Genomic DNA, 7,685 nt, shown 5'->3' on the forward strand with positions numbered 1-7,685 from the left:
GCCCTGTGCCGCGTCCATCGCGTTGTCGATGAGGTTGCCGAGGATGGTGACCAGGTCCCGGGACGGGAGGCTCTCCGGCAGCAGGCCGTCGTCCAGGCGGCTGTCCTCGGAGACGACCAGCTCCACACCCCGCTCGTTCGCCTGCGCGGTCTTGCCCAGCAGGAGGGCGGCCAGGACGGGCTCGGAGACCGCCGCCACCACCTGGTCGGTCAGCGCCTGCGCCAGCTCCAGTTCGGCGGTCGCGAAGTCCACCGCCTGTTCCGCGCGGCCCAGTTCGATCAGCGAGACGACCGTGTGCAGCCGGTTCGCCGCCTCGTGGGCCTGCGAGCGCAGCGCCTGGGTGAAGCCGCGTTCGGAGTCCAACTCGCCCATCAGGGACTGGAGTTGGGTCACATCGCGCAGGGTGACCACGGTGCCGCGCTGCTCGCCGCCGGAGACCGGGGAGGTGTTGACGACCAGGACCCGTGTGGACGTCAGATGGACCTCGTCGACCCGTGGCTCGGACGAGAGCAGCGCACCCGTCAGCGGCGCCGGCAGCCCGAGGTCCGCCACCGACCTGCCGATCACCTCGTCCTGCGAGGACACCCCCAGCAACTCCCGCCCGCCGTCGTTGATCAACGCGACACGGTACTGCCCGTCCAGCATCAGCAGTCCCTCGCGCACCGCGTGCAGCGCGGCCTCGTGATAGTCGTGCATCCGGCTCAGCTCGGCCGCGTTCATGCCGTGCGTGTGCCGGCGCAGCCGGGCGTTGATGACGTAGGTGCCGACGGCCCCGAGCGCGAGCGCGCCGCCCGCCACGACGAGCAGGGCGGTGAGCTGGCTCTGCGCCCGCTCGCTGATCTTCTCGACCTGTATCCCGGCGCTGACCAGCCCGATGACGCGCCCCCGGTCGTCCTCGACCGGGGTGACCGCGCGGACGGAGTAGCCGAGGGTGCCCTTGTAGGTCTCGGTGAAGGTCTCGCCCTTCAGCGCGCGCTCGGTGTTGCCGAGGAAGTGCTTGCCGATCTGGTCCTGGTCGGGGTGGGTCCAGCGGATGCCCCGCGGACTCATGATCGTGACGAAGTCGACCTCGGTGTCGGCCATGACCCTGAGCGCGTAGGGCTGGAGTTCGGCCGTCGGGTCCGGCGTGCCGATGGCCTCCCGCACGGACGGCGAGTCCGCGACCGCCCGCGCCACGGCCCTGGCCTGAACACGTGCCGCGTCCTCGGCCTGCCCCCGGTCGCTGACGTACGTGAACAGCGCGTACCCGGCCACGACCACCGCGATCAGCACGGCCTGCATGGCGAAGAGCTGGGCCGCGAGGCTCCGGGGTCTCGGTACGGGGATGCGCATGGTGTCAGTCTGCCTCCATGGCTGATTGTGAACTAAATGAACGGAAGGGTGACCGCCCTCACAGGGCGGGAGATAGTCACGGCATTCCTTCAAAAGCCCGGACGTGAGCCGCACGCCGGTCATGCCGACGACGACGTCAAGGAGGGCAGCCGTGGCCGCCAGCACCCCCGATACGGCACCCGCAGTCAAAAAGGACCGCACGCACTACCTGTACATCGCGGTGATCATCGCGGTCGCCCTCGGTATCACCGTCGGTCTGGTCGCGCCCGACTTCGCGGTCGAGCTGAAGCCGATCGGCACCGGGTTCGTGAACCTGATCAAGATGATGATCTCGCCGATCATCTTCTGCACGATCGTGCTCGGTATCGGTTCGGTACGGAAGGCCGCCAAGGTCGGTGCCGTCGGCGGTATCGCGCTGATCTACTTCACGATCATGTCGCTGGTCGCGCTGGGCATCGGCCTGGTCGTCGGCAACATCCTGGACCCGGGCACCGGCCTCGCCGTGACCGACGCGGTCAAGGACGTCGGCCACGCGCAGGTCGACGCGGAGGCCAAGGACACCACCGAGTTCCTGCTCGGCATCATCCCGACCACGTTCGTCTCCGCCTTCACCGAGGGCGAGGTGCTCCAGACCCTGCTGATCGCCCTGCTCGTCGGTTTCGCGCTGCAGGCCATGGGCCCGGTCGGACAGCCGGTCCTGCGCGGTGTCGAGCACATCCAGCGGCTCGTCTTCCGCGTCCTGGCGATGGTCATGTGGGTGGCCCCGGTCGGCGCCTTCGGCGCGATGGCCGCCGTCGTCGGCTCCGCGGGCGTGGACGCGCTCAAGGACCTCGCGCTCCTGATGGTCGGCTTCTACACCACCTGCGTCCTGTTCGTCTTCATCGTGCTCGGCACGCTGCTGCGGCTGGTCGCGGGCCTGAACATCCTGACGCTCTTCAAGTACCTGGGCCGTGAGTTCCTGCTGATCCTGTCGACCTCCTCCTCGGAGTCCGCGCTGCCGCGGGTCATCGCGAAGATGGAGCACCTGGGTGTCAGCAAGCCGGTGGTCGGCATCACCATCCCGACCGGCTACTCCTTCAACCTCGACGGCACCATGATCTACATGACCATGGCCTCGCTGTTCATCGCCGACGCCATGGGCACCCCGATGTCGATCGGCGAGCAGATCCCGCTGCTGCTGTTCCTGTTCGTCGCCTCCAAGGGCGCCGCCGGTGTCACCGGCGCCGGCCTCGCGACCCTGGCCGGCGGCCTCCAGTCGCACAAGCCCGCCCTGGTGGACGGCATCGGCCTGATCGTCGGCATCGACCGCTTCATGAGCGAGGCGCGCGCCCTGACCAACTTCGCGGGCAACGCCGTCGCCACCGTCCTGATCGGCACCTGGACCAAGGAGATCGACCGCGAGCGGGTCGACCAGGTGCTCGCCGGTCACCTGCCCTTCGACGAGAAGACGCTCCTCGACCACGACGACGAGGTCACCGCGGACATCCCGGAGCAGGGCGGCGAGAAGGAGCTGGCCAAGGCCTGAGCGGCCGTACACCGGTGGCCGTCGGGCCACACAGAGCCGGGTCGGGCCCGACCTGAACCCGGGCCCGGCTCACACCCCGGGCGGCCGAGAACTCCCCCGTAGCTCGGCCGCCCGGACCCACTCCCCGGGAAATCAGCTCAGTCGCTCAGCTTCGCCACCAGCGCGGTGGCCAGAGAGGCGGGTACGCCCGCCGCGGTCAGAACGGTGACCGCGGTGGAGCGGCCCGCCTCTTCCGCGTCCAGCAGCCCGTCGTTCACCGCCTCCATCACCGCGAACATCATCTGCTCGTGGACGTACGCCAGCGCCGGCGCGGGCAGCGGGGAGACGAAGACGCCCTCGTCCAGACCGCGCTGGAGGAGCTCCGTGCAGGCGGCGCGCACCGGGGCGAGCCGCTCGCGGATGCCCTGCACGGTGACGCTGCGCTGGGCGAGCGCGACCAGGATGCGGTAGCGGTCGGCGACCTTCCAGACCGCGAGCACGGAGCCCGCCACGGCCTGCGCCAGGTCGTCGGTGCCCTCGCGTCCCGCCGCGTTCGCGGCCGCCACCGCCTCCACGGCCCCGTCGACGAGCGTGCCGATCAGCGCCTCACGGCTCGGGAAATGGCCGTACACCGTCCGCCGTACGACGCCCGCGGCGCGCGCGATCTGGTCCATGGACGCGTCGGGGTCGCGGAGCAGCTCGGCGAGCGCGATGTCGAGGATGCGGCGGCGGTTGGCGTCGGCGCGACTGGAGTGGCCCGTGGTCATGGCCGCCATTGTGCCCCTCCTCACTCGACTTGCACACCGCTGTGCAGCAAGCGTACATTGCACGGCATTGCGCAAATGCACATCACTGTGCAAGTCTGCTGAGGAAGGCCACCCCTGCCATGCGACTCGTCATGACCGAACCGGTCGAGAAGATGGAGCGTCCCTACGCCCGCCGCTGGTGGGCGCTTCTCGTCCTCTGCCTCAGCCTGCTGATGATCGTGATGGCGAACACCGCCCTCACGGTCGCGGCCCCCGACATGACCGCGGACCTGGGGCTGTCGAGCGCCGACCTCCAGTGGGTCATCGACGGCTACACCGTCCCGTACGCCGCCCTGATGCTGCTGTTCGGCGCGATCGGCGACAAGTACAGCCGCCGCGGCGCCCTCCTGCTCGGCCTCGGCGTCTTCGGCGCGGGCGCGGTCTTCGGCTCCTACGCAGACAGCGCCACGACGGTCATCGCGGCCCGTGCGGTGATGGGCTTCGGCGCCGCCATGATCATGCCCGCGACGCTCTCCCTGCTCGCCGCGACCTTCCCGCGCGGGGAGCGCGCCAAGGCGATCACCGCCTGGACGGCGACCTCCGGCGTGGCGATCGCCGCCGGACCGCTCGTCGCCGGCGCGCTGCTGGAGCGCCACGCCTGGACTTCGACGTTCCTGATCAACGTGCCCGTCGCGGCCGTGGCGCTCGTCGCCGCCCTCGTCCTGGTCCCGCCGTCCAGGGCCGCCGAGCGCGGCCGTATCGACTACGTCGGCGGTCTGCTGTCGGTCGCGTGGATCGGCGCGCTGGTCTACATGATCATCGAGGGTCCGCACTTCGGCTGGCACGCCAAGGCCGTCGCCGCCGCCGCGGTGGCCGTCGTCGGCCTCGTCCTGTTCGTCCTGTGGGAGCTGCGCCACCCGCGCCCCCTCGTCGACGTCCGCCGCTTCACCGACCGCGGCTTCGCGGGCTCCAACCTCGCCGTCGCCCTGTTCTTCCTGGCCGTCTTCGGCGCCTTCTACTACCTCACCCAGCACCTCCAGTTCGTCCTCGGCTACACCGCCCTGGAGACCGGCCTGCGCATGCTCCCGCTCGCCGGCGCGGTCTTCGCCGGCTCCGCCCTGACCGGTTTCCTCACCCCGCGGCTCGGCATGAAGTGGACGGTCACCGCGGGCATGGTCGGCGGCACGGCGGCCCTCGCGCTGCTCACCCGGGTCGACGCGAGTTCGTCGTACGGCGATCTCGTCGCCCCGCTCGTGATCCTCGGCCTGGCGATCGGCCTCGCCCTCTCGCCCGCCACGGACGCGATCATGGGCGCCTTCCCCGAGTCCGAACTCGGCGTCGGCGGCGCGGTGAACGACACCTCGATCGAACTCGGCGGCTCGCTCGGCATCGCGATCCTCGGCTCGCTGCTGGCCACCTCCTACTCGGACCACCTCCGGGACGCCGCCGCCGGCAGCGGGCTCCCGGCCTCGACGCTGCGCACGGCCCAGGACTCCGTCGGCGCCGGATACACGGTCGCGCAGGGCCTCGGCGCGAAGGCCCGGCAGGTCGCGGCCCAGGCGGCCCAGGCCACCGACCCCCAGCAGGCGGCCCAGCTGAAGGCGCAGGCCGGGCAACTGGCCTCCGGTGCCCGGCGGATGGCGGACGCGGTCGGCTCGTCGTTCTCCGACGCGGTGGCCCACACCAGCCTGGTCGGGGCGGTCGTGCTCGGCGTCGGCACGGTCCTGGTGGCGGTGCTGCTGCCCGGCCGGAAGTCCGTGGAGCCCGCCACCCGGGCCGAGGAGGAGAAGGAGCCGGCCGGCGCCCGCTGACTCACCGAACTCTTACCCGCTCCCACTAGCGTGCCGTCCCCGGACGGCACGCTCTCGCATCGGAGGCACACGGGGGATGAAGATCGACTGGGACCGGCGGACCTGCGCGCGGCGCGGTCATGTGACGTACGCGCCGGACGAGCCCCGCCTCAGGGAGCGGCTGTACGCCGAGACCGCCGTGGGCGGCGCCTGGCGCTGTCTGCGCTGCGGCGACTTCGCCCTCGGCGACCCGCACGGCTCGGGGCCCGCGGACCACGCGCCCCTCGTGCCGCGCGGCAAGGTGCTCCGGGACCTGTTCGTGCTGCGCTTCCTGGCCGTCGAGCGGGCCGTGCGCGGGGTGTTCATCGTGCTGGCCGCGGTCGCGGTGTGGAAGTTCAGCAACAGCCAGGACGCGGTGCGCCGGCTCTTCGACGAGTACCTGGACGTCCTCAGGCCGGTGTTCCGGCACTTCCACTACGACCTCGACCACTCACCGATCGTCGACACCCTCCGCAGGACGTTCGGGTACCAGCACGACACCCTGGTCCTGGTGGCCGTGCTGCTGCTCGCGTACGCCCTCATCGAGCTCGTCGAGGCGGTCGGCCTCTGGTACGCCAAGCGCTGGGCCGAGTACCTGACGGTGGTCGCCACCGCCGCGTTCCTCCCGCTGGAGATCTACGAACTCACCGAGCACATCAGCTGGCTGAAGATCGCCACCCTGTTCCTCAACATCCTCGCCGTGCTCTACATCCTGCTGGCCAAGCGCCTGTTCGGCCTCCGCGGCGGCCACCGGGCCTTCGAGGCGGAACGGCACAGCGCCTCGCTGCTGGAGGTCGAGGAGGCGGGCGGGGTGCGGGAGCTCAGCGCATCCAGTCAGGCGTCGGGACGCCGGTGAAGCCGTTCCAGGCCCGGCAGTAGGCACGTGAGTGCGCGCCGAGGGCCGGCCAGACGGAGCGGAGGTCGAAGCCCTTGTCCCAGGCGTTCAGCAGCGCCTCGAAGAACCCGGTGGCGACGGCGTTCGCGTACCGCTCGCCGGCGGCCGCCTGAATCTCCTCCAGGAGCCGGAACAGCTCGCGGGTCTGATCCGGGGTGAAGCCGGCCGAGCGCTCGGCGAAGACGCGTCCGAGCGTGCCCAGCCGGACCGTCAGGGGCGGGACGTCGTCGCCGTCCTGCGCCGCGGGGCCTCGCCAGCCCCGGATCTCGGCACGGTCGGCCTCCGCCAGGACCGCACTGACGCCTATCAGCTCTTCCCACCAGGCCGGGGTCGTCATCGTTGCCCTCTCCGTCGGCATCCGCACGGAGCCACACCCTAGGCCCACGGGTCGGTGATCTCCCGGAGCAGGGTCAGTGCCTCGCGCAGCTGCGTCATGCGGCGCGCCCCGAGGTGTTCCCGCCACTCCTTCTCCACCTCCGCGACCACCCCGTCGGCGACCTCCTTCGCCGCCCACGCCTTGGCCGCGCCCCGCACCAGCCGGGCCCGCCTGTCGGTAGGGTCCGGGGCGCGGGTGACATAGCCCGCCTTCTCCAGCTGGTCGACCAGGAAGCCCGCGGTCTGCTTGGTGATCTGGGCCTGCTCCGCCAGTTCCGTCAGCCGGGTGCCGTCGGGGCCGATCCGCTGCATGACCCGGGCCTGGGCGGGCGTGAAGTCGTCGAAGCCCGCCTCCGCGAGCGCGGCGAAGATTCGATTCTCCAGGGCCCGGTAGGGGAGGAACAGGAGCAGCCCCGTGTTGAGCTCGCTCTCCGTCACCATCGTCGACGCTCCCTCGCACTGCTTGACATTGGTCAGAGTCTCTGACTACTTTGGTCAGAGAAGCTTACCACTTGAGTGGGTGATTCCCGTGGGCGCAGTGCTGGACACCGACGAGCTCTGGCGGTTCGTCGACCAGGAGCGGGCGAGCCTGGCCGACCTGCTGGAGAGCCTGGACCCGCAGGAGTGGCAGACGCGCACGCGGTGCGGGGACTGGCGGGTGCGGGACGTGGCCGCGCACCTCACGATCGCGGCGCGCTTCTCCGGCGGCCAGGCCGTACGGGAGATGCTCCGTGCCCGGGGGAACTGGAACCGGATGATCCACGACTCGGCGGTCCGCGAGGCCGGGCTGCCGACCGCGGAGATCGTCGCCAATCTGCGCGCGATCATCGGCTCCCGCCGCCTCGCGCCGACCACTTCGCCCCACGAGCCCCTCCTCGACCTCCTCGTCCACGGCCAGGACATCGCCCTCGCCCTCGGCAGACGCCGTCCGGTGCCGCCGGCGGCCGCCCGGGACGCCGCGGAGCGGGTGTGGACCATGCGGTTCCCGCCCCGCCCCTGGCCCC

Annotated in this window: 8 protein-coding genes; 4 read left to right on the forward strand and 4 right to left on the reverse strand. The window is 71.2% G+C overall.

All coding sequences use genetic code 11. The features are described 5' to 3' along the window. On the reverse strand, window positions 1–1,332 hold a 1,332-nt coding region (locus tag EHS43_RS31695; protein ID WP_125194124.1), incomplete at its 3' end, for a PAS domain-containing protein. 121 nt (window positions 1,333–1,453) lie between these two features. Between EHS43_RS31695 and EHS43_RS31700 the strand changes: the two genes are divergently transcribed. Beyond that, the gene (locus EHS43_RS31700) at window positions 1,454–2,857 is read left to right on the forward strand and encodes a cation:dicarboxylase symporter family transporter (RefSeq protein ID WP_125194130.1); all 1,404 of its coding nucleotides are present in this window, start codon (window positions 1,454–1,456) and stop codon (window positions 2,855–2,857) included. Between the two features lie 137 nt (window positions 2,858–2,994). Here the strand turns inward: EHS43_RS31700 and EHS43_RS31705 are convergent, their stop codons facing one another. Beyond that, window positions 2,995–3,612, reverse strand: coding sequence for a TetR/AcrR family transcriptional regulator (locus EHS43_RS31705; protein ID WP_125194125.1), 618 nt, complete (start codon window positions 3,610–3,612; stop codon window positions 2,995–2,997). Window positions 3,613–3,722: 110 nt separating this feature from the next. On the opposite strand from EHS43_RS31705, the gene EHS43_RS31710 reads away from it, so the two are divergent. Beyond that, entirely contained in the window at window positions 3,723–5,393 is a 1,671-nt protein-coding gene (locus EHS43_RS31710; protein WP_125194126.1) for an MFS transporter, read from the forward strand. 76 nt (window positions 5,394–5,469) lie between these two features. Then, window positions 5,470–6,267: a DUF2127 domain-containing protein gene (locus EHS43_RS31715; protein ID WP_125194127.1), complete on the forward strand. Its 798-nt coding sequence runs from the start codon at window positions 5,470–5,472 to the stop codon at window positions 6,265–6,267. On the opposite strand, the gene EHS43_RS31720 is transcribed toward EHS43_RS31715, so the two are convergent. Both EHS43_RS31720 and EHS43_RS31725 read right to left on the reverse strand, forming a co-directional pair. Continuing rightward, on the reverse strand, window positions 6,233–6,643 hold the full coding sequence (locus EHS43_RS31720; RefSeq protein WP_125194128.1) for a hypothetical protein: 411 nt from the start codon (window positions 6,641–6,643) through the stop codon (window positions 6,233–6,235). The genes EHS43_RS31715 and EHS43_RS31720 overlap by 35 nt on opposite strands. Window positions 6,644–6,681: 38 nt before the next feature. Next, window positions 6,682–7,122: a MarR family winged helix-turn-helix transcriptional regulator gene (locus EHS43_RS31725; protein WP_125194129.1), complete on the reverse strand. Its 441-nt coding sequence runs from the start codon at window positions 7,120–7,122 to the stop codon at window positions 6,682–6,684. Window positions 7,123–7,201: 79 nt separating this feature from the next. On the opposite strand from EHS43_RS31725, the gene EHS43_RS31730 reads away from it, so the two are divergent. Then, the coding region (locus EHS43_RS31730) for a maleylpyruvate isomerase family mycothiol-dependent enzyme (protein ID WP_185806500.1) at window positions 7,202–7,685 on the forward strand (484 nt) is incomplete at its 3' end.

The sequence above is a fragment of the Streptomyces sp. RP5T genome (assembly GCF_003933965.1).
In the GTDB taxonomy this organism is placed as follows: domain Bacteria; phylum Actinomycetota; class Actinomycetes; order Streptomycetales; family Streptomycetaceae; genus Streptomyces.